Annotated in this window: 27 protein-coding genes; 9 read left to right on the top strand and 18 right to left on the bottom strand. The window is 61.1% G+C overall.

Going from position 1 to position 26,626, the window contains the following annotated elements; translation table 11 throughout:
- Positions 1-263: 263 nt before the first annotated feature.
- Positions 264-1,787: an apolipoprotein N-acyltransferase gene (gene lnt / locus AACY08_RS21995; RefSeq protein ID WP_339471464.1), complete on the top strand. Its 1,524-nt coding sequence runs from the start codon at positions 264-266 to the stop codon at positions 1,785-1,787.
- A gap of 67 nt (positions 1,788-1,854) precedes the next feature.
- Here lnt and AACY08_RS21990 read toward each other — a convergent pair whose 3' ends face one another.
- Positions 1,855-2,616 (bottom strand): YdcF family protein, encoded by a 762-nt coding sequence (locus tag AACY08_RS21990; RefSeq protein ID WP_339471388.1) that lies wholly within the window; start codon positions 2,614-2,616, stop codon positions 1,855-1,857.
- Positions 2,617-2,711: 95 nt separating this feature from the next.
- Positions 2,712-3,029, bottom strand: coding sequence for a hypothetical protein (locus AACY08_RS21985; protein ID WP_339471387.1), 318 nt, complete (start codon positions 3,027-3,029; stop codon positions 2,712-2,714).
- A gap of 262 nt (positions 3,030-3,291) precedes the next feature.
- Here AACY08_RS21985 and leuS point away from each other — a divergent pair, with 262 nt between their 5' ends.
- The 5 genes from leuS (at position 3,292) to AACY08_RS21960 (ending at position 9,448) form a co-directional block, all read left to right on the top strand.
- Positions 3,292-5,898 carry a leucine--tRNA ligase gene (gene leuS / locus AACY08_RS21980; RefSeq protein WP_339471386.1) on the top strand — a complete coding sequence of 869 codons (2,607 nt, stop codon included), beginning with the start codon at positions 3,292-3,294 and terminating at the stop codon, positions 5,896-5,898.
- Between the two features lie 88 nt (positions 5,899-5,986).
- Entirely contained in the window at positions 5,987-6,592 is a 606-nt protein-coding gene (locus AACY08_RS21975; RefSeq protein WP_339471385.1) for an LPS-assembly lipoprotein LptE, read from the top strand.
- A 39-nt stretch (positions 6,593-6,631) separates the two neighbouring features.
- A complete protein-coding gene (holA, locus tag AACY08_RS21970; RefSeq protein WP_339471384.1) occupies positions 6,632-7,669 on the top strand; it encodes a DNA polymerase III subunit delta in 1,038 nt (345 codons plus the stop codon).
- A gap of 227 nt (positions 7,670-7,896) precedes the next feature.
- Positions 7,897-8,061, top strand: coding sequence for an alternative ribosome rescue factor ArfA (arfA, locus tag AACY08_RS21965; RefSeq protein WP_003176285.1), 165 nt, complete (start codon positions 7,897-7,899; stop codon positions 8,059-8,061).
- 61 nt (positions 8,062-8,122) lie between these two features.
- Complete coding sequence (locus AACY08_RS21960) at positions 8,123-9,448, top strand: lytic murein transglycosylase (protein WP_339471383.1); 1,326 nt, start codon at positions 8,123-8,125, stop codon at positions 9,446-9,448.
- A gap of 113 nt (positions 9,449-9,561) precedes the next feature.
- Here the strand turns inward: AACY08_RS21960 and AACY08_RS21955 are convergent, their stop codons facing one another.
- The 13 genes from AACY08_RS21955 to AACY08_RS21895 all read right to left on the bottom strand — a co-directional run bounded on the left by AACY08_RS21955 (position 9,562) and on the right by AACY08_RS21895 (position 22,033).
- Complete coding sequence (locus tag AACY08_RS21955; protein ID WP_339471382.1) at positions 9,562-10,482, bottom strand: S66 peptidase family protein; 921 nt, start codon at positions 10,480-10,482, stop codon at positions 9,562-9,564.
- A gap of 153 nt (positions 10,483-10,635) precedes the next feature.
- Positions 10,636-11,637 (bottom strand): lipoyl synthase, encoded by a 1,002-nt coding sequence (lipA, locus tag AACY08_RS21950; protein WP_339471463.1) that lies wholly within the window; start codon positions 11,635-11,637, stop codon positions 10,636-10,638.
- Between the two features lie 26 nt (positions 11,638-11,663).
- Positions 11,664-12,311 carry a lipoyl(octanoyl) transferase LipB gene (gene lipB / locus AACY08_RS21945; protein WP_339471381.1) on the bottom strand — a complete coding sequence of 216 codons (648 nt, stop codon included), beginning with the start codon at positions 12,309-12,311 and terminating at the stop codon, positions 11,664-11,666.
- Complete coding sequence (locus AACY08_RS21940; RefSeq protein ID WP_065891172.1) at positions 12,311-12,586, bottom strand: DUF493 domain-containing protein; 276 nt, start codon at positions 12,584-12,586, stop codon at positions 12,311-12,313. The genes lipB and AACY08_RS21940 overlap by 1 nt, the downstream gene beginning before the upstream one ends.
- Positions 12,587-12,669: 83 nt before the next feature.
- Positions 12,670-13,827 (bottom strand): D-alanyl-D-alanine carboxypeptidase family protein, encoded by a 1,158-nt coding sequence (locus AACY08_RS21935; protein WP_339471380.1) that lies wholly within the window; start codon positions 13,825-13,827, stop codon positions 12,670-12,672.
- A gap of 180 nt (positions 13,828-14,007) precedes the next feature.
- Entirely contained in the window at positions 14,008-15,006 is a 999-nt protein-coding gene (locus AACY08_RS21930) for a septal ring lytic transglycosylase RlpA family protein (protein ID WP_339471379.1), read from the bottom strand.
- Positions 15,006-16,016, bottom strand: coding sequence for a lytic murein transglycosylase B (gene mltB, locus AACY08_RS21925; protein WP_339471378.1), 1,011 nt, complete (start codon positions 16,014-16,016; stop codon positions 15,006-15,008). Before mltB ends, AACY08_RS21930 begins: the two co-directional genes overlap by 1 nt.
- A gap of 17 nt (positions 16,017-16,033) precedes the next feature.
- Positions 16,034-17,137 (bottom strand): rod shape-determining protein RodA, encoded by a 1,104-nt coding sequence (rodA, locus tag AACY08_RS21920; protein WP_339471462.1) that lies wholly within the window; start codon positions 17,135-17,137, stop codon positions 16,034-16,036.
- Between the two features lie 31 nt (positions 17,138-17,168).
- The gene (gene mrdA / locus AACY08_RS21915) at positions 17,169-19,067 is read right to left on the bottom strand and encodes a penicillin-binding protein 2 (protein ID WP_339471377.1); all 1,899 of its coding nucleotides are present in this window, start codon (positions 19,065-19,067) and stop codon (positions 17,169-17,171) included.
- A gap of 15 nt (positions 19,068-19,082) precedes the next feature.
- Positions 19,083-19,550: a 23S rRNA (pseudouridine(1915)-N(3))-methyltransferase RlmH gene (gene rlmH / locus AACY08_RS21910; RefSeq protein ID WP_003176297.1), complete on the bottom strand. Its 468-nt coding sequence runs from the start codon at positions 19,548-19,550 to the stop codon at positions 19,083-19,085.
- 9 nt (positions 19,551-19,559) lie between these two features.
- On the bottom strand, positions 19,560-20,054 hold the full coding sequence (gene rsfS / locus AACY08_RS21905) for a ribosome silencing factor (protein WP_003237041.1): 495 nt from the start codon (positions 20,052-20,054) through the stop codon (positions 19,560-19,562).
- A 69-nt stretch (positions 20,055-20,123) separates the two neighbouring features.
- Positions 20,124-20,768 carry a nicotinate-nucleotide adenylyltransferase gene (gene nadD / locus AACY08_RS21900; RefSeq protein ID WP_049711370.1) on the bottom strand — a complete coding sequence of 215 codons (645 nt, stop codon included), beginning with the start codon at positions 20,766-20,768 and terminating at the stop codon, positions 20,124-20,126.
- On the bottom strand, positions 20,768-22,033 hold the full coding sequence (locus AACY08_RS21895) for a glutamate-5-semialdehyde dehydrogenase (protein ID WP_339471376.1): 1,266 nt from the start codon (positions 22,031-22,033) through the stop codon (positions 20,768-20,770). Before AACY08_RS21895 ends, nadD begins: the two co-directional genes overlap by 1 nt.
- A 174-nt stretch (positions 22,034-22,207) precedes the next feature.
- Between AACY08_RS21895 and AACY08_RS21890 the strand changes: the two genes are divergently transcribed.
- Both AACY08_RS21890 and AACY08_RS21885 read left to right on the top strand, forming a co-directional pair.
- Positions 22,208-22,891, top strand: coding sequence for a DNA-3-methyladenine glycosylase (locus AACY08_RS21890; protein ID WP_339471461.1), 684 nt, complete (start codon positions 22,208-22,210; stop codon positions 22,889-22,891).
- A gap of 118 nt (positions 22,892-23,009) precedes the next feature.
- The gene (locus tag AACY08_RS21885) at positions 23,010-24,326 is read left to right on the top strand and encodes a bifunctional DedA family/phosphatase PAP2 family protein (protein WP_339471375.1); all 1,317 of its coding nucleotides are present in this window, start codon (positions 23,010-23,012) and stop codon (positions 24,324-24,326) included.
- Here AACY08_RS21885 and AACY08_RS21880 read toward each other — a convergent pair.
- Genes AACY08_RS21880 through AACY08_RS21870 form a run of 3 tightly spaced genes read right to left on the bottom strand, consistent with a single transcriptional unit; the run spans position 24,323 to position 26,002 of the window.
- Entirely contained in the window at positions 24,323-24,913 is a 591-nt protein-coding gene (locus AACY08_RS21880) for an LON peptidase substrate-binding domain-containing protein (protein ID WP_339471374.1), read from the bottom strand. The two genes, AACY08_RS21885 and AACY08_RS21880, sit on opposite strands and share 4 nt — an antisense overlap.
- A gap of 22 nt (positions 24,914-24,935) precedes the next feature.
- Positions 24,936-25,652, bottom strand: a complete 717-nt coding sequence (locus AACY08_RS21875; RefSeq protein ID WP_339471373.1) for an LrgB family protein — start codon at positions 25,650-25,652, stop codon at positions 24,936-24,938.
- Entirely contained in the window at positions 25,649-26,002 is a 354-nt protein-coding gene (locus AACY08_RS21870; protein ID WP_339471372.1) for a CidA/LrgA family protein, read from the bottom strand. The genes AACY08_RS21875 and AACY08_RS21870 overlap by 4 nt, the downstream gene beginning before the upstream one ends.
- A 159-nt stretch (positions 26,003-26,161) precedes the next feature.
- Here AACY08_RS21870 and AACY08_RS21865 point away from each other — a divergent pair, with 159 nt between their 5' ends.
- Positions 26,162-26,617 (top strand): MaoC family dehydratase, encoded by a 456-nt coding sequence (locus tag AACY08_RS21865; RefSeq protein ID WP_339416931.1) that lies wholly within the window; start codon positions 26,162-26,164, stop codon positions 26,615-26,617.
- Positions 26,618-26,626: the final 9 nt, after the last annotated feature.

Raw genomic sequence — 26,626 nt, 5'->3', positions numbered from 1 at the left:
GGTCATCAGCTATTTACTGTGTCGCGTTGCTCCTGAGAGCGGGCCAGGCAAAGCGCAGGCCGCAGGGAATGGCATTCCCTTTTCAAGGCCTGCCACGCAGCATGGCCCGCTCTCAGGGGTAACCCGTAGGGCCGGGCCTGCTGCGACACAGGGCTGCGTTACTCGTCGTTCATTTGAAAAAACCAAACTACACTCCTCGCGCCTTGCCCTGTGCCGCAGCAGGCCCGGTGCGACACAGGAAATAGCTGATGACCCACCCCTACATGCGCCGTTTGATCGCACCCGGCTGGCCCGGTAATTTGCTGGCCGTGGTGGCCGGCGCCATCACCACCCTGGCGCTGGCACCGTTCGATCTGTGGCCATTTGCACTGGTAGCGGTCGCCTTGTTCTATGTGGGACTGCGAGACCTGAGCCCCCGCCAGGCCTTGGGCCGTGGCTGGTGCTTCGGTTTTGGCCTGTTTGGCGCGGGCACCAGTTGGATCTATTACAGCATCCACCATTTCGGCGGTGCCTCGGTGCTGCTGGCTGGCTTCTTGATGCTGCTGTTTACCGCCGCCATCGCCTGGTTCTTCGCCCTGCCCGCCTGGTTGTGGGCGCGCTGGTTGCGCCGCAATGAAGCGCCGTTGGCGGATGCACTGACGTTTGCGGCGTTGTGGGTCGGTCAGGAAGCGTTTCGCGGCTGGTTCCTCACCGGTTTCCCGTGGCTGTACTCCGGTTACAGCCAGCTCGACGGTCCGCTCACAGGCTTGGCGCCAGTGGGCGGCATGTGGCTGATTTCCTTTGCACTGGCGCTGACGGCAGCCCTGCTGTGCAACCTGCCGCGCCTGTTGGCCACTAAGCGCAACGCGTTTATCGGCGCAGGCCTGGTATTGCTGGTGGCGCCTTGGGCCATCGGCCTGGCACTCAAGCATCACGCCTGGACCAGCCCGTCTGGGGCGCCACTGAGCGTCGCAGCCATTCAGGGCAATGTCGAACAAAGCATGAAGTGGGACCCGGAGCAGCTCAATGCACAGCTTGCGCTGTACCGCGACATGAGTTTGAGCTCAAAGCGTGTCGACCTGCTGGTATGGCCGGAGACGGCGGTGCCGGTGCTCAAGGAGTCTGTCGAAGGCTACCTGGGCATGATGGGCAAGTTCGCCGCCGACCGGCACACGGCGCTGATTACCGGTGTACCGATCCGCCAGGAAGTGCACCACCAGATGCGCTACTTCAACGGCATCACCGTGGTGGGCGAAGGCGATGGCACCTACCTCAAGCAGAAGCTCGTGCCCTTTGGCGAATACGTGCCGCTGCAGGACATGCTGCGGGGGCTAATTGCCTTCTTTGACCTGCCGATGTCGGACTTCGCCCGTGGCCCTGCCGACCAGGCCATGCTACAGGCCAAGGGCTATCAGATTGCGCCGTTCATTTGCTACGAAGTGGTGTACCCGGAGTTCGCCGCTGGCCTCTCGGCCCAGAGTGATCTGTTACTGACCATCAGCAACGACACCTGGTTCGGCCGCTCCATCGGCCCTTTGCAACACCTGCAAATGGCGCAGATGCGTGCACTGGAAGCCGGCCGCTGGATGATCCGTGCTACCAACAATGGCGTGACCGGCCTGATCAACCCATATGGGCAGATCACCGTGCAGATCCCCCAGTTTGAGCGCGGCATTCTCTATGGTGAAGTGGTACCGATGCACAACCTCACGCCGTACCTGCAATGGCGCTCGTGGCCGTTGATCATTGTGTGCCTGGGGCTGTTTGGCTGGGCGCTGCTGGCCGGTCGCATGTCCAAAACCGTCTAACAGACAAACACATAACAATGTGGGAGCTGGCTTGCCTGCTCCCACAATTGGCCTGCGGTGTTGCGAGTTACCGATAAAACAACCGGTAGCCTATCTGCCCCACCGCTTCATTGATCAACTGCCCGCTCTGCCACACCGACTTGAACTCCGGCATCCAACCACCCAGCGGTCTGGCATTGTCTACGCCCAGGAACCCCACTGGCGCAGGCACCACGGTGAAGCCAGCCTTTTCAAAACTCCACACCGCACGCGGCATGTGCCAGGCCTGAGTCACCACCACTACGCGTTTGACGCCCTCGGGTAGCAGAATCTCAGCACTCATCTGCGCATTTTCCCACGTGGTGCGGCTGCGCTCTTCCTTCCAGCGCACCGTCACACCGAAGTCATCGCGCATCGAGACTGACATCAACTCTGCCTCGCTCGGCGGCGTGCCGTAATGCAGGCCGCCAGTGGTCAGCACCGGCAGCCCGGAGGCCTTGGCCAATCGTGCGGCATACCGCTGGCGCTCCAGACCGATACCGGTGGGCTGGTCGGCGCCCCAGGCCGGGTCGCCGCGCTCGCGCCCCGAACCCAACACCACAATGGCGTCGGCGCGCTGAGCCAGTGTCGACCAGTCCTCCCGCGCCAGCGGTGGCTCGGTTTCCAGGGCCCGTGCGCCCCACTCCACCATCACCGGCAGGCTGATCAGCCACATGCCGCCAAAACCCAGGGCAAAGCAGCAACCCGCCAAGCGTGGCCGGCTGCGACGAAACCACCAGGCAAGCGCCAGCAGCAACAAGAGAATGCCGGGCGGCAGGAGCAATTGTTTGATGAAATAACGAATAGGCATCGGGCATCTCCATAGATGCCCGAAGCCTAAGGTGTAACGGGGTTTAGCGACAATCTTTACAGTGCAGCGCGATGACGCGTTCAGGAGGGAATGAACTACTTGTAGCGGGCGGACCGAAGCTTTTGCGGGCCACGACCGGCCGACAAGTCCTTGAGCCACACCACCTTGGCTGAGTGCGTAGGCTCCCCTGCTGGCGGGTTTGCCACCCAGGGAGGCGCACTGCGCCCATTGCGTTCCAAATAGGCCTCGATCAGTTCCAGCTCTGCGCGGCTCAAACCACGCAGTTCCAACTCAACAGGCCGCTCATCACGCAATCGGCCCGCTGTTCTCGCTGCATCCAATGCACGACCCAATCGGTCAATCAGTCCTTCGTAGATATCCGGTTTCGATACGATTCGCTGCGATTCAACCATCCCCTCACCTCATTGAAGATAAGACTTACTCCCCAATAAACAGCGTAGCCCCCATGGCTGCCCCTGCCTGCCGCCGCGACAGACGGCCCTGCCTGCGCAATCAGGGTTTCCCTCGATAGAGTGGGGTCATGTATGCTACGGCGCTTCCTGTAACTCCACTTCCCGCAGGGTTTGGGCACGGACGCGCCGCTTTTTGGTGTCGATCAACCTGAACGTTGCACCGAAGAGGATTAGGCCACCCCTATTCAGTTCAAAAGTAGCCATGCACGAACAATATCAGCCCCGTGAAATAGAAAATGCCGCCCAAGCCTTCTGGGACGAGCAAAAGTCCTTTGAAGTCAGTGAACAGCCAGGCAAGGAGACTTTCTATTGCCTATCGATGTTCCCTTATCCCAGCGGCAAGCTACACATGGGGCACGTGCGCAACTACACCATCGGTGACGTGATTTCCCGCTACCAGCGCATGCAAGGCAAGAACGTCCTGCAACCCATGGGTTGGGACGCCTTCGGCATGCCGGCGGAAAACGCCGCGATGAAAAACAACGTGGCGCCTGCCAAGTGGACCTACGAAAACATCGCCTACATGAAGAACCAGCTGCGCAGCCTGGGCTTGGCGGTGGATTGGTCCCGCGAAGTGACCACCTGCAAGCCGGACTACTACCGCTGGGAACAATGGTTGTTCACGCGGCTGTTCGAAAAAGGCGTGATCTACAAAAAGAGCGGCACCGTGAACTGGGACCCGATCGACCAGACCGTGTTGGCCAACGAACAGGTGATCGACGGTCGCGGCTGGCGCTCCGGCGCGCTGATCGAAAAGCGCGAAATCCCGATGTACTACTTCAAGATCACCGCCTACGCGGATGAACTCTTGTCGAGCCTCGACGACCTGCCGGGCTGGCCTGAACAGGTCAAGACCATGCAACGCAACTGGATCGGCAAGTCCAAGGGCATGGAAGTGCAGTTCCCGTATAACGTCGATTCGATCGGCGCAGCGGGCGCGCTCAAAGTGTTTACTACCCGTCCGGACACCCTGATGGGCGCGACTTACGTCGCCGTGGCCGCCGAACACCCGCTGGCCACCCAGGCAGCCCAGAACAACCCTGAGCTGCAGGCGTTCATCGCCGAATGCAAAGGCGGCAGCGTGGCTGAAGCCGACGTCGCCACCCAAGAGAAAAAAGGCCTGCCGACCGGGCTGTTTGTTGAACATCCATTGACGGGCGAAAAGCTGCCGGTATGGGTCGCCAACTATGTGCTGATGCACTACGGTGATGGCGCCGTAATGGCTGTGCCGGCTCACGACGAGCGCGATTTCGAATTCGCCACCAAGTACAACCTGCCAATCAAATCCGTGGTGCGCACCCGCGCGGGCGACACCAACCCGGCCCCGTGGCAAGACGCCTACGGCGAGCACGGTGAACTGATCAACTCCGGCGAATTTGACGGCCTGGACTTCCAGGGCGCGTTCGACGCGATCGAAGTCGCGCTGATCAAGAAGAACCTCGGTGCCTCGCGCACCCAGTTCCGCCTGCGCGACTGGGGCATCAGCCGCCAGCGCTACTGGGGCTGCCCGATCCCGATCATCCACTGCGAAAGCTGTGGCGATGTGCCGGTACCGGAAGACCAACTGCCGGTGGTCCTGCCGGAAGACGTGGTGCCGGATGGCGCCGGTTCGCCACTGGCGCGCATGCCCGAGTTCTACGCGTGCAGCTGCCCGAAATGCGGCGCGCCTGCCAAGCGTGAAACCGACACCATGGACACCTTCGTCGAGTCCTCGTGGTACTACGCCCGCTACGCCTCGCCACACTATGAAGGCGGCCTGGTCGAAAAGTCCGCAGCCGACCATTGGTTGCCGGTGGACCAGTACATCGGCGGTATCGAACACGCCATCCTTCACCTGCTGTACGCGCGCTTCTTCCACAAGCTGATGCGCGACGAAGGCCTGGTGAGTTCGGATGAGCCGTTCAAGAACCTGCTGACCCAGGGCATGGTGGTCGCCGAGACTTACTACCGCCGTGAAGCCAACGGCGCCTACACTTGGTTCAACCCGGCCGACGTCGAGCTTGAGCGCGACAGCAAAGCCAAGGTCATCAGCGCCAAGCTGATCGCCGACGGCCTGCCCGTGGAAATCGGCGGCACCGAGAAGATGGCCAAGTCGAAAAACAACGGCGTTGACCCACAGTCAATGATCGACCAGTTCGGCGCCGACACCTGCCGCCTGTTCATGATGTTCGCCTCGCCGCCTGACATGAGCGCCGAATGGTCCGACTCTGGCGTCGAAGGCTCGCACCGCTTCCTCAAGCGCGTCTGGCGCCTGGCGCATGCCCACATCAGCCAGGGCTTGCCGGGCAAACTGGACGTAGCGGCGTTGAGCGACGAGCAGAAACTCATTCGACGCAGCACCCACCTGGCCATCAAGCAAGCCAGCCAGGACGTCGGCCAGCACCACAAATTCAACACCGCCATCGCCCAGGTGATGACGCTGATGAACGTGCTGGAAAAAGCGCCGCAAGCCACTGAACAGGATCGCGCGCTGGTACAGGAAGGCCTGGAAACAGTCACCCTGCTGCTGGCCCCGATCACGCCGCACATCAGCCACGACGTGTGGAACCGTCTGGGCCACAGCGGCGCCGTCATCGACGCGCGCTGGCCGGTGCAGGATGACAGCGCCCTGGTACAGGACACGCTGCAACTGGTGATCCAGGTCAACGGTAAACTGCGTGGCCAGATCGACATGCCAGCCAGCGCCAGCCGCGAAGACGTCGAAGCGGCTGCCCGCATCAACGAAAACGTGCTGCGTTTTACCGAAGGCCTGACGATCCGCAAAGTGATCGTAGTGCCTGGCAAACTGGTCAATATCGTCGCTAGCTAATCGGATCGGGCGCAGGGCTTGAGCCCTGCGCCGAACAAAGCCTTCAGGGCCTCGATAAGGCCCACATGGTTTCAAGGGGAGCAACAAAATGATCAAACGCAATTTGCTGGTTATGGGCCTTGCCGTGTTGCTGAGCGCTTGCGGCTTCCAGCTGCGCGGTACCGGCACCCACGAAATGGCGATCAAGGAACTGGACGTCAGTGCCCGCGACGCCTACAGCGAAACTGTGACACAGCTGCGTCAGGTCCTGGAGAACAGTGGCGTTCACGTCTACACCGGCGCGACCTACAAGCTGTTCCTGGCCAATGAAAAACAAACCCAGCGTAACCTCAGCTATGCCAGCGCCGGGCGTGCGTCCGATATCGAACTGAGCACCGTGCTCAGCTTTGAAATCCAGGGCCGCGACCACCTGCCATTGATGGGTGACGACATCCAGATTCAGAAAATCGTTAGCCACGACGGCAACAACCTGGTGGGTTCGGACTCCGAAATCATTCAGGTGCGTAAGGAGATGCGTCGCGAACTGGTACAGCGCATGGTGCTGCGCCTGTCGATGATCACCCCGGAACAACTGGAAACCCTGCAGCAACGCGCTGACGACAAGGCCAAGGCTGATGCCGACGCACTGAAAGCCGCCAAAGAATACGAAGACAACACGCCGAAACAATCGCCTGTTGAAGTACCTGTCGAGTAAGCCAAACGGGGCGCCCCTGGCGCCCCGTTTACACTGCCTATGAAACTCGCCCCCGCCCAACTCGCCAAACACCTGCAAGGTGGCCTTGCGCCTGTCTACATCGTCAGCGGTGATGACCCGTTGCTGTGCCAGGAAGCCGCAGACGCCATCCGCACCGCCGCACGCCAGCAAGGTTTCGATGAACGCCAGGTCTTCAGCGCCGACGCCAGTTTCGACTGGGGCACGTTGCTGCAAGCCGGCGCGAGCATGTCGCTGTTTGCCGAAAAGCGCCTGTTGGAACTGCGCCTGCCTTCGGGCAAGCCAGGTGACAAGGGTGCCGCCGCCTTCATTGAATACTGTTCACGACCCGCCGAAGACACGGTCTTGCTGATCAGCCTGCCCAAGCTTGACGGCAGCGCGCAGAAAACCAAGTGGGGCAAGGCTCTGGTTGAAGGGGCTCAGACCCAGTTCATCCAGATCTGGCCAGTCGACAGCAACCAGTTGCCGCAATGGATTCGCCAACGCCTGTCCCAATCGGGGCTGTCGGCGACCCAGGATGCGGTGGAGCTGATCGCCGCCCGGGTCGAAGGCAACTTGCTTGCCGCAGCCCAAGAGATCGAAAAGCTCAAGCTGATGGCCGAAGACGGGCAAATCACCGTTGAGACCGTCCAGGGCGCGGTGGCCGACAGTGCGCGCTTTGATGTGTTCGGGCTGGTGGATGCCATCCTCAATGGCGAACCCGCCCATGCCCTGCGCATGCTTGAAGGCTTGCGCGGCGAAGGCGTGGAGCCGCCGGTGATTCTCTGGGCCCTTGCACGAGAACTGCGGGTGCTGGCCAACATTGCCCTGCAATTCAGCCAGGGCACGCCGCTGGACAAAGCGTTCAGCCAAGCCCGGCCACCGGTCTGGGACAAACGCAAACCCTTGATGAGCAAGGCCCTGCAACGGCACTCGGCACAACGCTGGGCGCAGCTTTTGCTGGAAGCGCAGCGCATCGATGCGCAGATCAAGGGCCAGGCAGCGGGATCGCCGTGGATGAGCTTGAGCCGTTTGTCGCTGTTGATGGCCGGCCAGCGCCTGACACTGCCTGCTGAATAACACTTTCTTAAAACACCACATTCCCCTGTGGGCGCCGGGCTTGCCCGCGATGCAGGCACCTCGGCTTTTCAGATGCATGGAGGTGATGCTATCGCAGGCAAGCCAGCTCCCACATTAACCGTACTTACTTCAGCTTGCGAAAGCGCCTACACATCGCTGGGCTTTACAGCGGGTGAACTTCGGCCGATCATTTGCGCCGTTCCACCCACCCCACGAGAGTAACCATCATGAGCAAAAAGCCATCCAAGCATGGCCCCAACAAGGCCAAATCCATCATTGCCCAGCCACTGTTCCGCAGCCGTCAGGAACGCGCCGGCAAGGGCAAAGGCAGCTACCGCCGCGAAGCCTTCCAGTCTAATAGCTGGGAGGCTTCTTACTTTCTGGCTGCCTGAAGGCAAGCGCCCCTCTGACATGATAAGGTCTGCACCTGATTTGTAATCTCTGGACCTGTGCATGCCCTCTAGTCTTCCCCGTCGTTGGCACCTTCGCCAATTGATCGCTGCCTCCAGCCTCATTCTGCTAGTCGCCTGCGCGGAGAAACCGACCGCCGCCGACGCTCAACCACTGCCAAAGTTACAGACCGCCCCCGTGGTAGCGCCCGCTGTCGTGGCCCCGCTGGCGTTGGACAATCTTGATATCCAACCGACCCAGACCTTTGCCGAATGGCAGGCTGGCTTTCGCGTGCAAGCCATGCAGGCCGGCATCACCGAAGCCGTGTTCGACAACGCTTTCGCCAATGTCACCCCTGATATGGCGGTAATCCGCGCCGACCGCAGCCAGCCGGAATTTTCCCGCCCCGTGTGGGAATACCTCGACGGCGCCCTCTCGCCGGTGCGCGTGCGTAATGGCCAGGCATTGTTGAACAAATACGCCGATATCCTGCAAAGCATCGAGCAACGTTATGGCGTCGACCGCCAGGCGCTGGTGTCGGTGTGGGGCATGGAAAGCAACTTCGGCCAGTTCCAGGGCAATAACTCGGTGATTCGTTCGCTGGCGACCCTGGCCTATGAAGGCCGTCGCCCAGCATTCGCCCAGGCGCAACTGTTGGCAGCGCTGCAGATCATCCAGCACGGCGACATCCAGGCAGACCAGATGAAAGGGTCCTGGGCCGGCGCCATGGGCCAGACCCAATTTATCCCGACCACCTACAACACCCATGCCGTCGACTTCGATGGCGACGGTCGCCGCGACATCTGGAACAGCCCAGCGGACGCGCTCGCCTCCACCGCGCACTACCTGCAAAGCTCCGGCTGGCAGAAAGGCCAGCCATGGGGCTTCGAGGTGAAACAACTGCCGGCGAACTTCGATTACGCCCTGGCCGATGGCGGCATTCGCAAGACAGTCGCCGAATGGCTGAAACTTGGTATCCAACTGCCACCGGGCGCCAGCATGCCGCCCAACGCCGACCAGCTGTCAGCCGCCCTGCTGTTGCCGGCGGGCTACCGTGGCCCGGCGTTCCTGGTGCTGGATAACTTCCGCGCAATCCTCAGGTACAACAACTCGTCGTCCTACGCGCTGGCGGTTGGCCTGTTGTCGGAAAGGTTCGGTGGCGGTGGTGTAATTCGTGGTGACTGGCCGAAGGATGAGCTGCCGCTGAGTCGCTCCCAGCGTATCGACTTGCAGACAGCGCTGAGTGCCAACGGCTATGACGCGGGGAACCCGGACGGGATCATCGGCGCCAATACGCGCAAGGCGATTCGTGCGGCGCAGCAAGCGCTGGGCTGGCCGGCGGATGGGTATCCGACGGTGAAGCTGCTGGAATCGTTGCAGAACAGGTAGACCCTTGTAAGGCGACTACCGCCATCGCAGGCAAGCCAGCCCCAACAGTTGGAATGCATTTCCCTGAGGGAGCTGGCTTGCCTGCGATGACTGCCTGGCAGGCGATATCAAACTCAGTCCTTGAAGACCACATCCTGCTCCAACACCACCCGCTGTCCCCCCGCATCCAACCTGACCAACGCGCCCATCGGCAACGTCAGGTTCGGATCACAATGCCCACTGCGCCAGCCGGACAATACCGGAATGCACAGCGGTTCAAAGGTCTGCTTGAGCAGCCGCTCCAACGCATCCTTGTCCACACCCGCCACATCCCCCACCAGCACACCCGCAACCTGGGCCAGCTTGCCTGCCAGACGCAGGTGCGTGAGCAGACGGTCGATGCGGTAGAGGGGCTCGTTGACGTCTTCGATAAACAGGATGATGCCCTCAGCATCCATCTCGTAGGGCGTGCCCATGACAGCCGCGATCATCGACAGATTGCCGCCCAGCAAACGCCCGCAGGCGATGCCCGGTTCAATCGTAGTCAGCGGGTAAGCCACCGGGTGTATCAACTGGCTACCAGCACTCAGTTGGCCGCGCAGCAGACTGAACAGCGAGGATTCGGTGGGTTGTTGCTTATCGCCCAGCAGATCGGCATTGAGCATCGGCCCGTGGAAGGTCACGAAGCCGGCATATCGGCTGATCGCCAGGTGCAGAGCGGTGATGTCGCTATAACCTACGAACGGCTTGGGATGGGCGCGTAGCAGGTCGAAATCCAGGCTATCAAGCAGACGCGGCGTGCCGTAGCCGCCGCGCAGGCAGAAGATGGCGTCGATTTCAGGGTCGGCAAAGGCTTTATGGAGGTCGTTTAGGCGGACTTTATCGCTGCCGGCCAGGTAGCCGTCGCGCTCATAGACGCCAGGGAAGATTCGCAGGTCGTAGCCGTGGGCGCGCATCCATTGGTCGGCCTTTTCGACGTCCAGCGTGGCGGGGCCGGCGGGAGCGATCAGGGCGATGGTGCCTTCGGGTCGCAAGGCAGGTACGGCAATGCTCATCCACAACTCTCCTTGGCAGACGCGGAACGAAATGTGGGAGCGGGCGTGCTCGCGAAGGCGCAGTGTCAGTCAATAAATCAGGTGACTGAAAAACACCGCCTTCGCGAGCACGCCCGCTCCCACATTGGATCAGCGGTGTTGGCCAAATCTGTGTTACGAGACCAGGCTAGCCTTGACCAACTTGGCCTGTTCGTCCGCATGGTATGACGAACGCACCAACGGCCCCGACGCAACGTTCTTGAAGCCCATCTTGTAACCTTCCTCGGCGAACCAGGCGAAGGTGTCCGGGTGCACGAAACGCTGCACCGGCAAGTGGCTGCGGGACGGTTGCAGGTACTGGCCCAGGGTCAGCATGTCGATGTCGTGTTCGCGCATGCGCTGCATGACTTCGATCACTTCTTCGTCGGTCTCGCCCAGGCCCAGCATCAGGCCGGATTTGGTCGGAATGTGCGGCATCATTTGCTTGAATTTCTGCAGCAGGGTCAGCGACCACTGGTAGTCCGAACCCGGGCGCGCGGCCTTGTACAGGCGTGGCACGGTTTCCAGGTTGTGATTGAACACATCCGGCGGCTCGGCAGCGGTGATTTCCAGCGCCACGTCCATACGGCCACGGTAGTCCGGCACCAGGGTTTCTAGCATGACGTTTGGCGACAACTTACGGATTTCGCGGATGCAGTCGGCAAAGTGCTGGGCACCGCCGTCACGCAGGTCGTCGCGGTCAACCGAGGTGATCACCACGTACTTGAGCTTAAGGTCGGCAATGGCGATGGCCAGGCTTTCCGGCTCGTTGACGTCCAGTGGCTTCGGACGGCCGTGGCCCACGTCGCAGAACGGGCAACGACGGGTGCAGATGTCACCCATAATCATGAAGGTGGCGGTGCCGCCGGAGAAGCACTCGCCCAGGTTTGGGCAGGACGCTTCTTCGCACACGCTGTGCAGCTTGTGTTTGCGCAGCAGGGCCTTGATACGGTCGACTTCCGGCGAAACCGGGATGCGCACGCGGATCCAGTCAGGTTTCTTCGGCAGTTCGGTGGTCGGAATGATCTTCACCGGAATGCGTGCAACCTTCTCGGCGCCGCGCAGCTTGACGCCGGCTTCCACCTTGGCACGCGGGGCCGGGGCCGCACGGTCGGTAACGTCCAACGTCGGGATCATGGTTTGCACTGCATCAGTAGTCATAATCAGTCGATTCCGCCCGTAAGGGTCGTCTGCTCAGCATAGTCGAGGTGTTTGACGAGCTGCTCACGCAGCCGGGCACTTACCTCGGCAAATTTAATCGGTGTGGCGTGATCACTCAGTTGCGTCATCGCCAACCCGGCATAGCCACATGGGTTGATCCGCCGGAACGGTGCCAGGTCCATGTCCACGTTCAAGGCCAAGCCATGGAAGGAACAGCCGTGGCGAATACGCAGCCCCAGGGAGGCGATTTTCGCGCCGTCCACATACACACCCGGCGCATCCGGCTTGGCCGCGGCGGTCACGCCGTAACTGGCCAACAGCTCGATCAGGCAAGCCTCCATGCGGCTGACTAGGTCGCGCACGCCGAACCCTAGCTTGCGCACATCCAGCAACAGATAAGCGACAAGCTGACCGGGCCCATGGTAAGTCACTTGGCCACCTCGGTCGACCTGCACCACCGGAATATCCCCCGGCAGCAGCAAGTGCTCGGCCTTGCCGGCCTGGCCCTGGGTAAATACCGGCGGATGTTCCACCAGCCAGATTTCATCGGGGGCCGACGTGCCGCGTTCGTTAGTGAACCGCTGCATGGCGTGCCAGACGGGCGCGTAGGCCATCCGGCCGAGCTCGCGAAAGCCCAGGACCTGTGACATCACAACACCATGTGCACGAAGCCAGTGGCCCGCAGTTCACTGTTGATGTCGTAGAGCTGGTCTTGACCCGTCGCAACGATGTGCAACTGGATCGTGGTGTATTTGCCTGTGGAGCTGGATCGCTCGTCCACACGCTCATCATTGATCGTGGCGTGCTTGCGCACTATCTCAAGGATCAAGTCTTTGCGGCCTACGCCGGTGTCGCTGATGATCTTGATGGGATAGTCCACCACCGGGAATTCGATCTTTGGCGCCTTTACTTCGGTATCGGTCATGGCGTAACGGCCTCGTAAGCGTAAGCCTTGGCGACAACAAAGCCCCGCGTCGGATCAACGCGGGGCTTTGCAGATGCACACTATCAGTTGAACAAGCCGTAGAAGAATAGACGGATGCTATCCCACACGCGGCGGAAGATACCACCCTCGTCGACGGCGTCCAGGGCGATCAGGTCGGCGCTGTGCACCACCTTGTCGTCCAGCTTCACTTCGACTTTACCGATCACATCGCCCTTGGCGATTGGCGCAACCAATTGCGGGTTCATGGTCATGCTGGCAGCGAGCTTTTTCAGCTGGCCTTTAGGCATGGTCAGGGTCAGGTCTTCAGCCAGGCCGGCCTTGACTTGGGAGGTAGCGCCCTTCCAAACCGGCGCGGTCGCCAGCTCAGCACCCTTCTGGTAGAAGGTCTGGGTTTCAAAGAAGCGGAAACCGTAGGTCAGCAGTTTTTGCGTCTCGGCCGCACGGGCCTGCTCGCTGTTGGTGCCGAAGACCACGGCGATCAGGCGTTGGCCGTCACGTACAGCGGACGACACCATGCAGTAGCCGGCTTCTTCGGTGTGGCCGGTTTTCAGACCGTCAACGGTCTTGTCGCGCCACAGCAGCAGGTTGCGGTTAGGTTGCTTGATGTTGTTCCAGTAGAACTCTTTCTGGGAGTAGATCGCGTAGTGCACCGGGTCGATACGAATGATCGCGCGCGCCAGGATTGCCATGTCGTGAGCCGACGAGTAGTGATCTGGGTTCGGCAGACCGGTCGGGTTCATGAAGTGGCTGTTGGTCATGCCCAGGTCAGTCACCGTCTTGTTCATCATGTCGGCGAACGCGTCTTCGCTGCCGGCGATGTGCTCGGCCAGGGCGACGCTGGCGTCGTTACCGGACTGGATGATGATGCCGTGCAGCAGGTCGCTTACAGTCACCTGCGAACCGACCTTGATGAACATCCGCGAGCCGCCGGTACGCCAGGCGTTTTCGCTGACGGTCACCGGATCGTTCTCGCCGATCTGGCCGCGACGGATTTCCAGGGTCGCGATATAGGCGGTCATCAGTTTGGTCAGGCTGGCCGGTGGCAGGCGCTGGTCACCGTTGCTCTCGACCAGCACGTTGCCACTGGCGGCATCCATGAGAACCCAGGACTTGGCGGCCAGTTGCGGGGAAGCCGGCACCATTTCAACGGCCCAGGCGGCCGGGGTGATGATCAGCGAAAGAAGCAGGCACGTGCGTTTGGCTAAGGTGGTGATGTTCATCCGTCTCTCGAAATTGCTTATGGAAACTTGCCCTCGCGGGCAAAACTCATTCAGACAGCCCGTTGCCAGACTGTCGCGTATTCGGTTGCCCGCTCACCCCTTGCCCCTGGGTTTTTATTGTCAAACGAGCCAACAACCACAGCCCTGACCCGCGCACGAGCCAGAACCATCAATTCTCTGTTATTCGGCGGTAACCACGCTGGGTTGCCCCAGGTTTGCCATGCGCACGCTGTTCTGCACTTGCGCGACTTCGCTCGGCGAGCCTATCGGCCCCATCCGCACGCGATGCAGGGTCTGCTGGTTACGCACGATGGAGCTGATAAAAACCGGCGCGTTGACCATGCCGCTCAGCTTGGACCTTAACAGTTCTGCCGCATCCGGGTTGGCGAAAGCGCCGACCTGCAGGTATTGCCCGCCCGCTACGGCAGCGCCTGGTGCAGCCCTGGGTACGACGACGGTGTCCGGAGCATGCTGCTGCGGCGGAGGCGTCCACTGCTCGACCTTGCCCGTTGAGGCGGTCACTTGCGGCTGCTGGGTTTGCGGCTCATTGAGCATCAACGGCGCTGGCTTGCCGCGCTGGGCCCAATATTGCGCCGGGTCGATACCTTCAACCTTCACGCGCGCAGTACCGATTTCGGCATAACCGAGTTTCTTCGCGGCAGCGTACGACAAGTCGATGATGCGGTCCGAATAGAACGGCCCGCGGTCGTTGACCCGCAGGATCACCGTGCGGTTGTTGTCCAGGTTGGTCACGCGTACGTAGCTGGGCAGCGGCAGGGTCTTGTGGGCCGCGCTCATGCCGTACAGGTCATACACTTCGCCGTTGGCGGTGTTCTGGCCATGGAATTTGGTGCCATACCAGGACGCTGTACCCGATTGGACGTACGTCTTGGATTCCTGCAGGGGAAAGTAGCTTTTGCCCAGCACGGTATAAGGGTTCGCCTTGTACGGGCCGGTGTGCAGGGTCGGCGTGGCGTCCGGGATCTTCGACACGTCGACGTCCCACCACGGCGCGCCATCTTTGTGCGCGCGGTTGATGTCCAGGCCCGGCTGGGCACGGACAACAGTGCCCCCGGCCTTCTGCGCTGGACCACGACTGGTGGAACAACTGACGACCAGCAGGGACAACGCGGCGAACGCCACCAGCTTGAGCGGTTTATTGAACGGCGATGCCCGCATTACTTGTTGCCCCGTGCTTGGACCAGCATGTCTGACAGCTGATGCACGGCCATGGCGTACATCACACTGCGGTTATAACGCGTGATTGCGTAGAAATTCTTCAGGCCCATCCAGTATTCCGGGCCATGTTCGCCTTCAAGACGGAACGCCGTCACCGGCAGATCATCAGGCAGCGCATTCTGACTCGACCAGCCCAGCGCCCGCAACTCCCCGACCGTCTTGGCCGGCTCAATGCCTTGGGTCAGGCCTTCGTCGGCGCGATCCCCCGTGACATCGGCGCGGATCACCACCGGTTCGCAGCCGACCCAGCCATGACGCTTGAAGTAGCTGGCCACACTGCCGATGGCATCGTCCGGATTGCTCCAGATATTGATATGCCCATCACCGTCAAAGTCAACGGCATAGGCGCGGAAGCTGCTCGGCATGAACTGCGGCAAGCCCATCGCACCCGCGTAGGAACCCTTGAGGCTCAGCGGGTCGGCCTGCTCTTCGCGAGCCAGCAGCAGGAATTCGCGCAGCTCCTTGCGGAAGAAGTCGGCGCGCGGCGGGTAATCGAAGCCCAGGGTCGACAAGGCGTCGATCACCCGGTAACTGCCGGTATTGCGCCCGTAAAAGGTTTCGATGCCAATGATCGCGACAATGACCTGGGCTGGCACACCGTATTCCTGCTCGGCGCGGGCCAGTACTGCCTCATGCTGGCGCCAGAAGTCCACACCCCGCGCCACGCGGGCGTCGGTGAGGAACATCGGGCGATACTCCTTCCACTGCTTCACGCGTTCGGCAGGGCGAGAAATGGCGTCGAGGATCGCCTGTTTTTTCTGGGCTTCGCGGAACACGCCCATCAGTTGCTCACCCGCGAAACCATAGTCGCGGGTCATTTCACCGACAAACTCGGCGACCTGGGGTGAACCATCGTAGTCACCGGCCTGCGCCTCTTGCGTTGCGCCCAGCAGCCCAATCAGGCCCATCCAGGACGCATGCCGAGTCGCCCAGCCGCGCATTACTTGCATTGACATCTTCACCTTATTCAAACCTGTGCGATCCATTTGCGATGCGTATGAATCGACATCAAAACCCCAAACGCTGACATCAATGTCACCAGCGAAGTTCCGCCGTAGCTAATGAACGGCAACGGCACCCCAACAACCGGCAACAGGCCACTGACCATACCGATGTTGACGAAAACGTAAACAAAAAAAGTCATGGTCAGGGCGCCGGCCAGCAATTTTCCGAACAACGTCTGCGCCTGCGCGGTGATCACCAGGCCGCGACCGATCAACAGCAAATAGATCAGCAGCAGCGCGCAAATGCCCACCAGGCCAAACTCTTCGCCCAGTACCGCAATAATGAAGTCGGTGTGACTCTCGGGCAAAAAGTCCAAGTGCGATTGGGTGCCCAGCAACCATCCCTTACCAAATACGCCGCCGGAACCGATGGCGGCCTTCGACTGGATGATGTTCCAGCCGGTGCCGAGCGGGTCGCTTTCAGGGTCGAGGAAGGTCAGGATTCGCTGCTTCTGGTAGTCATGCATAAAGAAGAACCACATGGCCACGGCCACGGGCACGGCGGCAGCCAGCACGCTGAGGATCCAGCGCCAGCGCAAACCGCCCATGAACAGCACGAAGGCACCGCCCGCCAGGATCAGCAGCGAGGTGCCAAGGTCTGGCTGGCGCACGATCAGCACAAACGGCACGCCAATCAGGATCAGGCTGATGCCCACGTGTTTGAGCTGCGGCGGCAAGGTGCGCTTGGACAAGTACCAGGCGATGGTTGCCGGCATCAGAATCTTCATGAATTCCGACGGCTGGAAGCGAATCACCCCCGGAATGTTGATCCAGCGCGTCGCGCCCATGGCGTTGTGGCCCATCACGTCCACGACCACCAGCAGCAGCACCCCGACGACGTAGCCCAGCGGCACCCAACGCGCCATGAACCGTGGTTCAAGCTGGGCGATCACGACCATCGACAACAGGCCCAGGCCGAACGACGACGCTTGCTTGATCAGCAGGTCCCAGTTCTTGCCGCTGGCCGAGTACAGGACGAACAGGCTGCCGGCTGCCAATGTCAGCAACAGGATCAGCAACGGGCCATCAATGTGAATGCGTTGCAGCAACGTCGCACGGCGACGCATCACGTCCTCGCTGGAGAGGATGCGGTCAAAATTACTCTTCATGGGCCGTAACCTCGGTGCTTGACGGGGGGCCGCCATATTCGGGCTTGAGCCTGCCGTCGTCGGCCAACAGCCAGGCGTCCATGATCTGGCGCACCACCGGGGCCGCGACGCCGGAGCCGGATTCGCCGTTTTCGACCATCACCGCCACCACAATTTTCGGATCGTCGGCCGGCGCGAAGCCGACAAACAAGGCGTGGTCACGGTGGCGCTCCTGAATCTTGGAGCGGTCATATTTCTCGCCTTGCTTGATCGCCACTACTTGCGCGGTACCGCTCTTACCGGCAATACGGTATTGCGCGCCAATGGCCGCTTTGCGCGCCGTACCGCGGGCACCGTGCATCACTTGCTGCATGCCATGGTTGACCTTGGTCCAGTCCGACGGGTCACGCAGCACAATGTCGGGGATCGGGTTGTCATCCACCGGCTTTTCGCCTTCGATGGTCCGGGCCAGGTGCGGACGGTTCCAGATGCCTTTGTTGGCCACCAGCGCCGTGGCCTGGGCCAGCTGCAGCGGCGTGGCCTGCATGTAGCCCTGGCCGATGCCGAGGATCAGCGTCTCGCCCGGGAACCACGCCTGGCGGCGGGTCGCGCGCTTCCATTCGCGCGACGGCATCAAGCCTGGGGACTCTTCGAACATGTCCAGGGAGACTTTTTGACCGAGGCCGAACTTGCGCATATAGGTGGATAGGCGATCAATCCCCAGCTTGTGAGCCAGGTCGTAAAAATAGGTGTCGTTGGAGCGCATGATCGCGGTGTCCAAGTCGACATAGCCGTCACCGGTGCGGTTCCAGTTACGGTATTTGTGATCGTAGTTGGGCAGCATGTAGTAGCCAGGGTCATAGACTCGGCTGGAGGCCGTGATCACGCCCGCGTCCAGACCCGCAATCGCCACCGCCGGCTTGATCGTCGAACCCGGCGGGTACAGGCCGCGCAATACGCGGTTGAACAGCGGCCGGTCAATGGAATCGCGCAACTCGGCGTAAGCCTTGAAGCTGATTCCGGTCACAAACAGGTTGGGGTCGAAGCTTGGTTGGCTGACCATCGCCAGCACTTCACCGGTCTTCGGGTCCAGCGCGACCACCGCGCCACGCCGACCGCCCAGGGCCATCTCGGCGGCTTCCTGCAACTTGATATCCAGGCTCAGCACGATGTCCTTGCCCGGCACCGGATCGGTGCGCTTGAGCACCCGAAGCACACGGCCGCGAGCGTTGGTCTCGACTTCTTCGTAACCCACCTGGCCGTGCAGTTCTGGCTCGTAGAAACGCTCGATGCCAGTCTTGCCGATATGGTGGGTGCCGCTGTAATTGACCGGGTCGAGGCTTTTCAGCTCTTTCTCGTTGATTCGCCCCATGTAGCCGACAGAGTGCGCAAAGTGCGGCCCCTGCGGGTAGTGCCGCACCAACTGCGCCACCACTTCCACACCCGGCAGACGGAACTGGTTCACCGCGATCCGGGCAATCTGCTCTTCGGTCAGCTCAAACAGGATCGGCACCGGCTCGAATGGCCTGCGCCCCTGCTTCATGCGCTTTTCGAAGATCACGCGGTCTTCTGGGGTCAACTGCAGCACCTCGACGATCACATCAAGGATCTGCTGCCAATCACCGGAACGTTCGCGGGTCATGCTCAGGCTAAAGCTGGGCCGGTTATCCGCGACCACCACGCCATTACGGTCGAAAATCAGCCCACGGGTCGGCGGAATAGGCTGCACATGCACCCGGTTGTTTTCCGACAGCGTGGAGTGATAGTCGTACTGGATCACCTGCAGGAAATACAGGCGCGCAATCAGCACCCCGATTAGCCCCACCACCATAAAAGCGCCGAACACGACCCGAGCGCGTACGAGACGTGCGTCTTTCTCGTGGTCCTTGATGCGGATCGGCTGGGTCATCGAAAGAGGCGCAGATTATTTGTGATAAGGGTGCCCGGACAGAACTGTCCAGGCGCGATACAGCTGCTCACCGATCAGAATCCGTACCAACGGGTGCGGCAGCGTCAGCGCTGACAACGACCAACGCTGGTCCGCCCGCGCACAGACTTCCGGCGCCAGCCCTTCGGGGCCGCCCACCATGAAGTTGACCGTACGCGAATCCAGGCGCCAGCGGTCCAGTTCCACCGCCAATTGCTCGGTGCTCCAGGGTTTGCCGTGCACTTCGAGAGTGACGATGCGCTCGTTGGGGCCGACCTTGGCCAACATGGCTTCGCCTTCCTGACGGATAAAGCGCGCCACATCGGCATTCTTGCCCCGGGTATTCAGCGGTATTTCCACCAGTTCAAGCGACAGCTCAGCGGGCAGACGCTTGGCATACTCGTGCCAGCCTTCTTCCACCCACTTGGGCATGCGTGAACCGACAGCGATCAGACGCAGGCGCACAGCCGTTCCTTATTCCTGGTCTTTGTTCAGCTTGTCGAAGTGCGCGTGGCCCACTTCCGGGCTGTGGTGCTTGCCATCGGCGGCACGGCTCTGCTCGGCGCCTTTCCACAGACGCTCCAGGTCGTAGAACTGGCGAGCGTTGGAGGTCATCATGTGCACGATCACGTCGTCCATGTCCAACAGCACCCAGTCGCTGTCGCCCTTGCCTTCTTCACCCAGCGGCTTGACGCCTTGGGCTTTGACGGCTTCGCGAACCTTGTCCAGCATCGCGCCGATCTGGCGGTTGGAGGTACCGGTGGCGATGATCATGTAGTCGGTGATGCTCTGCTTGTCGCGCACGTCCAGCACTTGGATGTCCTGGGCCTTAACGTCTTCCAGGGCCGCTACGGCGACTTTTACCAGCTCTTCGCCAGCCAGCTCAGGGCCAACGTGGGCTTCTACCGGCAGCGGGGCGCTTTTGAAGGTGCCTTTGCGCTTAACTTTGCTTACGTCTTTGTTCGTCATATAAAACTCGTTTTGCTCGTATGTACGGGCGCTCGCTGTACGACTGTGCGTACGCTCAAGCGCGCCTTTTCAGTTCGACGCACGGTAAAGCCCGTGCGCATCGATGTAGGCCAGGACCGCGTCAGGCACCAGGAAACGTACCGACTTCCCGCTGGCCAGCAGTTGACGGATCTGGGTGGCGGACACCGCAAGCGGGGTCTGCCAGACGAATGCAATATTCCCGTTCGGCCCGGTCAGGGCCAAGGGGTCACTTACCGACCGCGCGGCCAGCAGGTTGCGCAAGGCATCCGGCGGTTCGCTGTCGGCATCCGGGCGTTGCAAAACCAGGATGTGGCAATGCTGAAGGAGTTCCTCCCAGCGATGCCAAGAGGGCAGGCCGCAAAATGCGTCCCAGCCCAAAAGCAGAAACAACTGGTCATCTGCGGCCAGTTCGGCGCGCATCAGCTCCAGGGTGTCAACAGTGTAGGACGGTTTATCGCGCTTGAGCTCATGGTCGTCCACCACCAGCGGCGAGATACCTTCCACGGCCAGGCGCACCATTTCAAGGCGCTGCTGCGGCGACACCTGCGGCGTATCGCGATGCGGAGGCCGAGCGTTGGGCATCACCCGCAGCTCGTCCAGCGCAAGGGCATCCGCGACTTCCAGGGCACTGCGCAAGTGGCCGATGTGCACGGGGTCGAAGGTACCGCCGAGCAGCCCGATGCGTTTAGCCATCAAGTGCGCACATGACCGTCGCCGAACACCACGTACTTCTCGCTGGTCAGGCCTTCCAGGCCAACCGGGCCGCGTGCGTGGAGCTTGTCGGTGGAAATGCCGATCTCCGCCCCCAGGCCATACTCGAAACCATCGGCAAAACGCGTCGAGGCGTTGACGATCACCGAAGCGGAATCCACTTCGTTGAGGAAACGCCGGGCATCGCTGAAATGCTCGGAAACAATGGCGTCGGTGTGCTTGGAGCCATAGGTGTTGATGTGCTCGATGGCCTCATCCAGGTCGTCGACGATGCGGATCGACAGGATCGGCGCCGTGTACTCGGTGTACCAGTCTTGTTCGGTGGCCTCGATCACGTCCGCGCCAAGCAGCGCACGGGTACGCTCACAACCGCGCAGTTCCACGCCCTTGTCGCGGTAGATGGCAGCCAGCGGCGGCAGCACGCGATCGGCAATGCCGACGTGCACCAGCAGGGTTTCCATGGTGTTGCAGGGGGCGTAGCGGTGAGTCTTGGCGTTGTCGGCGATGCGGATAGCCTTGTCGATGTCGGCAGCGATGTCGATGTATACGTGACACACGCCGTCCAAGTGCTTGATGACTGGCACCTTGGCATCGCGGCTGACGCGCTCGATCAGGCTCTTGCCGCCACGTGGCACGATCACGTCGACAAATTCCGGCATGGTGATCAGCGCACCTACGGCGGCGCGGTCGGTGGTTTCCACCACCTGCACCACTTCGGCGGGCAACTCGGCCACGGCCAGGCCCTGCTGAATACACGCTGCAATGGCGCGGTTCGAATTGATCGCCTCGGAACCGCCACGCAGGATGGTGGCGTTGCCGGACTTGAGGCACAGGCTCGCGGCGTCAATGGTAACGTTCGGACGCGACTCATAAATGATGCCGATCACGCCCAGCGGCACGCGCATCTTGCCGACCTGGATGCCGGACGGCAGGTAACGCATGTCGCGGATTTCGCCGATGGGGTCAGGCAGCTTGGCCACCTGACGCAAACCTTCGATCATGTCGTCGATACGTGCCGGGGTCAGCGCCAGGCGGTCCAGCAGGGCCGGCTCCAGGCCATTGGCGCGGCCGTTGGCCAGGTCCAGTTCGTTGGCAGTGGCGAGCTCGGAGCGCGAAGCATCCAGAGCGTCGGCGGCAGCCAACAGGGCACGGTTCTTCTGCGCAGTGCTCGCACGGGCGATCAACCGCGAGGCCTGACGGGCAGCGCGACCCAGGCGGGTCATGTAGTCAAGAACGGACTCAGTCATGGTCAGGGAGTCTTGGCATGGAGGAAAGCGGCAGATTATAGCTGTGACGCCGCCCGACTGACAGCGGTGAGGGGCGGATGGTCGAAATGAACTGTAAAAATCTGGGGTTCAGCGGTAATTAAGGTGGGAGTTGTTATGATTCCGTCACATTTAGCCGTATTCACCCTGACTGCCATGCCCAGCTCATCGCCCCTACCCCCCGCCAGCGCCCTGCCCGACAGCTTCTTCGACCGCGATGCGCAAACTCTTGCGCAAGCATTACTCGGAAAAGTCATCCGCCATCGCGTCGGCGAAACCTGGCTTTCTGCACGAATTATTGAAACCGAAGCCTATTACGTGGCCGAAAAAGGCAGTCACGCTTCATTGGGCTACACAGTAAAGCGTAAGGCTTTGTTTCTGGATGGCGGTCATATCTACATGTACTACGCCCGTGGTGGCGATTCACTGAACTTCAGCGCTCAGGGGCCAGGTAATGCCGTGTTGATCAAATCGGCGTATCCGTGGGTCGACGCGTTGTCCGGCCCCGAAAGCCTGGCGCAGATGCTGTTGAACAATCCAAATGCCGATGGCAGCCCGCGTGCCGCTCAAAAGCTGTGCGCAGGCCAGACGTTGCTGTGCAAAGCCTTGAGGTTGAAGGTGCCGATGTGGGATGCCAAGCGCTTCGATCAGGAATTGCTCTACGTTGAGGATGTGGGCCAGGCGCCGACTCAGATCATCCAAACCACCCGCCTGGGCATTCCCAGCGGCCGTGATGAACACTTGATGTACCGCTTTGTGGATGCTGGCTATGCGCCTTATTGCACACGGAACCCGCTGCGCCGGGGCCAGGTCGAAGGTCGCGATTATTTTTTGATTTGATTAGTAGAGGCCGCTGTTCCTGCTGAAAATTGATATCTGCAGCGCGGCAGATTCAATGTGGGCGGCGAGTCCGGATATGAATTTGCAAGGCAGTGGCCGAATAAATGGAGTGGATTGTATGGGCCAATGGCTCGATAGCATTACCGGCTGGTTGACCCTCAACCCCGAATGGCTGGCGGTGGCGGTGTTTATCGTCGCCTGCGTGGAGTGCTTGGCCATCGCCGGGTTGATCGTGCCTGGCACGGTATTGTTGTTTGCTATTGCCGCACTCGCCGGCAGCGGCGCACTGCCCCTGAGTGAAACCTTGCTGCTGGGCTTTCTGGGCGGTCTGCTCGGTGACGGGGCTTCCTACTTTCTGGGTCGACATTTCCACCAGAACATCCGGCGCTTGCCCGGCTTGCGTCACCATCCTGAATGGATGAACGGCGCTGAAACCTATTTCCACAAGTACGGCATTGCCAGCCTCCTGGTCGGACGCTTCATCGGCCCGCTGCGCCCTATGCTGCCGATGGTGGCGGGCATGTGCGACATGCCATTTCCGCGCTTTGCGGTGGTGAGCGTCGTGGCGGCAGCGGGCTGGTCGGTGGCCTATCTGCTGCCGGGCTGGGCGACCGGCGCCGCCTTCCGCTTGCCTCTGCCCGAGGGGTTCTGGCCCGAGGCCGCAGTGGTCGCAGGATGCCTGGCCGTACTGATCGGGCTGAGCGTGAACAGCAGCTTGCGCGGCCATCGTCGCGCTACCTTGTGGATGGGTTGCGCGAGCCTGGTGCTGTTGATCGCGCTGTTTATCGGCTACCACGCTCTGGACAACTTCGACCATGGCCTGACCGCCCTGGTGCAGGAACATCGCAGCCCTTGGTTGGATGAAGTGATGGTGCGCATCACCCAACTGGGTGAATTCAAGAAGATGTTTTTCGCCAGCGCCGTCTTCACCGGCCTGCTGCTATTGGCACGCCAATGGCGCCATGCGGTGTTTGTCGGCACAACGCTGGCGGGCGCTGCGGTGATCAACACCGGGACCAAGCTGTTTTTCGCTCGCGGACGGCCGGAAATCCTTACAGACCCTTTGACCAGCTTCAGCATGCCCAGCGGCCACGCGTCCGGCGCTTTCGCGTTTTTCCTGGCCCTGGCGATCCTGGCCGGTCGCGGGCAACCCACACGGCTGCGCCTGACGTGGATGCTGCTGGGCTGCATTCCGGCTGCATTTATCGCGATGTCGCGGGTCTACCTCGGCGCCCATTGGCCCACGGACATCCTGGCCGGCACACTGCTGGCGATGACGGTGTGTGCGTTCAGCCTGGGCATCAGCCAGTACCGAAGCCCGCTGCCCGCCATGTCAAAAAAAACCTGGTGGCTGTTGTTGCCGGCGCTGATTACGGTGCTGAGCTTCATCGCATTCACCGGCACGCCGCATGCTCTGCTGCGCTACGCCTATTAAGTGAACAGCTCCCCCTGCAATTCATCGAGCAGCATCTGGATCGCATCCAGGCGCTGCTGCGGGTCGTCGAGTTGCAGCAGGTCGACCTTGTCGGCCTCGGTGAAGGGCAGCAGATACGCCAACTGATTGCCCAAGGCTTGCTGCCCGTCGGCGTGCGCATCCATGTCCAGCGAAGCAACCAAGGGGTGCTCGGCCAACGCCTGCAGCAGCGCCAGCAGGTCGGCGTCCTCTTCTTCCAGCGGTTGGTCAGGCAGTTCTTCGAGCCATTGCACGTCGGCCACCAGCAATTGGTCACTCTGCACGCCCGCATCCCGCACGCGGAACCTGCGACCGCCTTCGACTCGAATCCCCAGCAGGCCGTTGTCCTGTTGTTTGAAGTCGCGAATCAGCGCTTCACAGCCGATCAGCGCGTAGCCGTCCGGGGCCATGCCCACTTCCCTGCCGTCGAGGATGCACACCACGCCGAAGCTTTCGCCCTTTTTCATGCAGCGGCTGATCATGTCCAGGTAGCGCGCCTCGAACAGTTGCAGGTCGAGGGTGCAGCCAGGGAACAGCACGGTATTTAGCGGGAACAGCGCCAGACTCATAAAAGGTTTCCTTAACCCCGATTTAAACGATCACTGACACAGCCAGCGGCAGGAGCACCGCCGTGGCTACGCCCATCAGACTCATGGCCAGCGCCGCAAAGGCACCGCACTCTTCGCTTTCCTGCAGGGCCACCGAGGTGCCGACAGCGTGGGCGGTCATGCCCAGGGCCATGCCTCGCGCTTCGGGGCTGTACACGCCCAAGCGTGAAAGCAGTGACGGGCCGACCATCGCCCCCACCACCCCGGTGATCAGCACAAACACCGCCGCCAACGCTGCCACGCCGCCGATCTGCTCGGCCACCAGCATGGCAATCGGCGAGGTCACCGACTTGGGCGCCATGGTCATCAACATCATGTGCTCGGCGCCAAACCACCAGCCCAGCAGCACACACAGGCCGGTGGCCAACACCCCGCCTACCACCAGCGTAGTAAAAATCGGCCAGAACAATTGGCGAATCCGTCGCAGGTTCAAATACAGCGGCACGGCCAGCGCCACCGTCGCCGGGCCGAGCAGGATGCCCATGATCTCGGTGCTCTTGCGGTATTCGGCGTAGCTCAGGCCACAGGAGAGCAACACGCCGATCACCAACAGCATGGAGACCAGCACCGGTTGCAGGAACACCCAACGGGTCTTCTCGAACCCTGCCAACACCAGTTGATAGGCACCGAGGGTGATACCAATGCCGAACAAGGGGTGATGAATCACCGCCGTCCACGCGCCCTGCCAGTCGAAGCTCATTGATCCTTCTCCTTGCGCTTGACCATGTGGTGCATCAGCACACCGACAAACGCCATGGCGATCACCAGCGACAGCACCAGCGCGCCGACAATCGCCCAGAAATCAGCGGCAATGTCCTTGGCGTACACCATTACCCCCACCGCCGGCGGCACCAACAGTAACGGCAGGTAACGCAACAGGCTGCTGGCCGCCAGGCTCAGGGGTTCGCCGACTTCGCCGCGCCACACCAGGTAACCCAGCATCAGCAACAGGCCGATGATCGGCCCCGGCAGCACCGGCAGCAGCAAATGATTGAGTGCCGTGCCGATCAATTGAAACAGCACCAGCCATGTCAGACCGCGTAACAGCATCCGTTTTCTCCCCCTCAAAACGTGTCGGCATTATAAGCATGCCCGCCGTATGCTCAGGCATTCGCCAAAAGCATGGTGGGTTGACCCGACCTGTTGCCCATGATGATCTACATTGAAGTTCGCCTACTGATAAAAACCGATGAACCAAGGAGAGACGCAATGCCTTATATACCCGTAGCGCAGCTCAACGATTATGTCGGCAAGGAACTGGGACGTTCCGAATGGCTCACCATCGACCAGGCGCGCATCAACCTGTTCGCAGAGGCCACAGGCGATCATCAGTTCATCCACGTCGACCCGGTCAAGGCCGCGCAAACACCGTTCGGCAGCACCATCGCCCACGGTTTCCTGTCGTTGTCGCTGATGCCCAAGCTGATGGAAGACATCCTGATCATGCCTGAAGGCCTGAAGATGGCCGTCAACTATGGCCTGGACAGCGTGCGCTTTATCCAGCCGGTAAAGGTTGATTCCAAGGTGCGGCTGAACGTGACCCTGACCGACGTCACCGAGAAAAAACCTGGCCAATGGCTGTTCAAGGCCACCGCCACCCTGGAAATCGAAGGTCAGGAAAAACCCGCCTACATTGCCGAGTCGCTGTCACTCTGCTTCGTGTAAGCCTTGCCT

It is taken from the genome of Pseudomonas sp. EL_65y_Pfl1_R83, from assembly GCF_963970695.1.
GTDB lineage: Bacteria > Pseudomonadota > Gammaproteobacteria > Pseudomonadales > Pseudomonadaceae > Aquipseudomonas > Aquipseudomonas tritici.
This window is presented reverse-complemented; position numbering and strand designations above follow the sequence as displayed.

Excerpts from the sequence above, each read along its gene's own strand:
- lnt (WP_339471464.1), top strand. The coding sequence starts at position 264 with ATGCGCCGTTTGATCGCACCCGGCTGGCCCGGTAATTTGCTGGCCGTG.
- AACY08_RS21990 (WP_339471388.1), bottom strand. The coding sequence starts at position 2,616 with ATGCCTATTCGTTATTTCATCAAACAATTGCTCCTGCCGCCCGGCATT.
- AACY08_RS21985 (WP_339471387.1), bottom strand. The coding sequence starts at position 3,029 with ATGGTTGAATCGCAGCGAATCGTATCGAAACCGGATATCTACGAAGGA.
- leuS (WP_339471386.1), top strand. The coding sequence starts at position 3,292 with ATGCACGAACAATATCAGCCCCGTGAAATAGAAAATGCCGCCCAAGCC.
- AACY08_RS21975 (WP_339471385.1), top strand. The coding sequence starts at position 5,987 with ATGATCAAACGCAATTTGCTGGTTATGGGCCTTGCCGTGTTGCTGAGC.
- holA (WP_339471384.1), top strand. The coding sequence starts at position 6,632 with ATGAAACTCGCCCCCGCCCAACTCGCCAAACACCTGCAAGGTGGCCTT.
- arfA (WP_003176285.1), top strand. The coding sequence starts at position 7,897 with ATGAGCAAAAAGCCATCCAAGCATGGCCCCAACAAGGCCAAATCCATC.
- AACY08_RS21960 (WP_339471383.1), top strand. The coding sequence starts at position 8,123 with ATGCCCTCTAGTCTTCCCCGTCGTTGGCACCTTCGCCAATTGATCGCT.
- AACY08_RS21955 (WP_339471382.1), bottom strand. The coding sequence starts at position 10,482 with ATGAGCATTGCCGTACCTGCCTTGCGACCCGAAGGCACCATCGCCCTG.
- lipA (WP_339471463.1), bottom strand. The coding sequence starts at position 11,637 with ATGATCCCGACGTTGGACGTTACCGACCGTGCGGCCCCGGCCCCGCGT.
- lipB (WP_339471381.1), bottom strand. The coding sequence starts at position 12,311 with ATGTCACAGGTCCTGGGCTTTCGCGAGCTCGGCCGGATGGCCTACGCG.
- AACY08_RS21940 (WP_065891172.1), bottom strand. The coding sequence starts at position 12,586 with ATGACCGATACCGAAGTAAAGGCGCCAAAGATCGAATTCCCGGTGGTG.
- AACY08_RS21935 (WP_339471380.1), bottom strand. The coding sequence starts at position 13,827 with ATGAACATCACCACCTTAGCCAAACGCACGTGCCTGCTTCTTTCGCTG.
- AACY08_RS21930 (WP_339471379.1), bottom strand. The coding sequence starts at position 15,006 with ATGCGGGCATCGCCGTTCAATAAACCGCTCAAGCTGGTGGCGTTCGCC.
- mltB (WP_339471378.1), bottom strand. The coding sequence starts at position 16,016 with ATGCAAGTAATGCGCGGCTGGGCGACTCGGCATGCGTCCTGGATGGGC.
- rodA (WP_339471462.1), bottom strand. The coding sequence starts at position 17,137 with ATGCGTCGCCGTGCGACGTTGCTGCAACGCATTCACATTGATGGCCCG.
- mrdA (WP_339471377.1), bottom strand. The coding sequence starts at position 19,067 with ATGACCCAGCCGATCCGCATCAAGGACCACGAGAAAGACGCACGTCTC.
- rsfS (WP_003237041.1), bottom strand. The coding sequence starts at position 20,054 with ATGACGAACAAAGACGTAAGCAAAGTTAAGCGCAAAGGCACCTTCAAA.
- nadD (WP_049711370.1), bottom strand. The coding sequence starts at position 20,768 with ATGGCTAAACGCATCGGGCTGCTCGGCGGTACCTTCGACCCCGTGCAC.
- AACY08_RS21895 (WP_339471376.1), bottom strand. The coding sequence starts at position 22,033 with ATGACTGAGTCCGTTCTTGACTACATGACCCGCCTGGGTCGCGCTGCC.
- AACY08_RS21890 (WP_339471461.1), top strand. The coding sequence starts at position 22,208 with ATGCCCAGCTCATCGCCCCTACCCCCCGCCAGCGCCCTGCCCGACAGC.
- AACY08_RS21885 (WP_339471375.1), top strand. The coding sequence starts at position 23,010 with ATGGGCCAATGGCTCGATAGCATTACCGGCTGGTTGACCCTCAACCCC.
- AACY08_RS21880 (WP_339471374.1), bottom strand. The coding sequence starts at position 24,913 with ATGAGTCTGGCGCTGTTCCCGCTAAATACCGTGCTGTTCCCTGGCTGC.
- AACY08_RS21875 (WP_339471373.1), bottom strand. The coding sequence starts at position 25,652 with ATGAGCTTCGACTGGCAGGGCGCGTGGACGGCGGTGATTCATCACCCC.
- AACY08_RS21870 (WP_339471372.1), bottom strand. The coding sequence starts at position 26,002 with ATGCTGTTACGCGGTCTGACATGGCTGGTGCTGTTTCAATTGATCGGC.
- AACY08_RS21865 (WP_339416931.1), top strand. The coding sequence starts at position 26,162 with ATGCCTTATATACCCGTAGCGCAGCTCAACGATTATGTCGGCAAGGAA.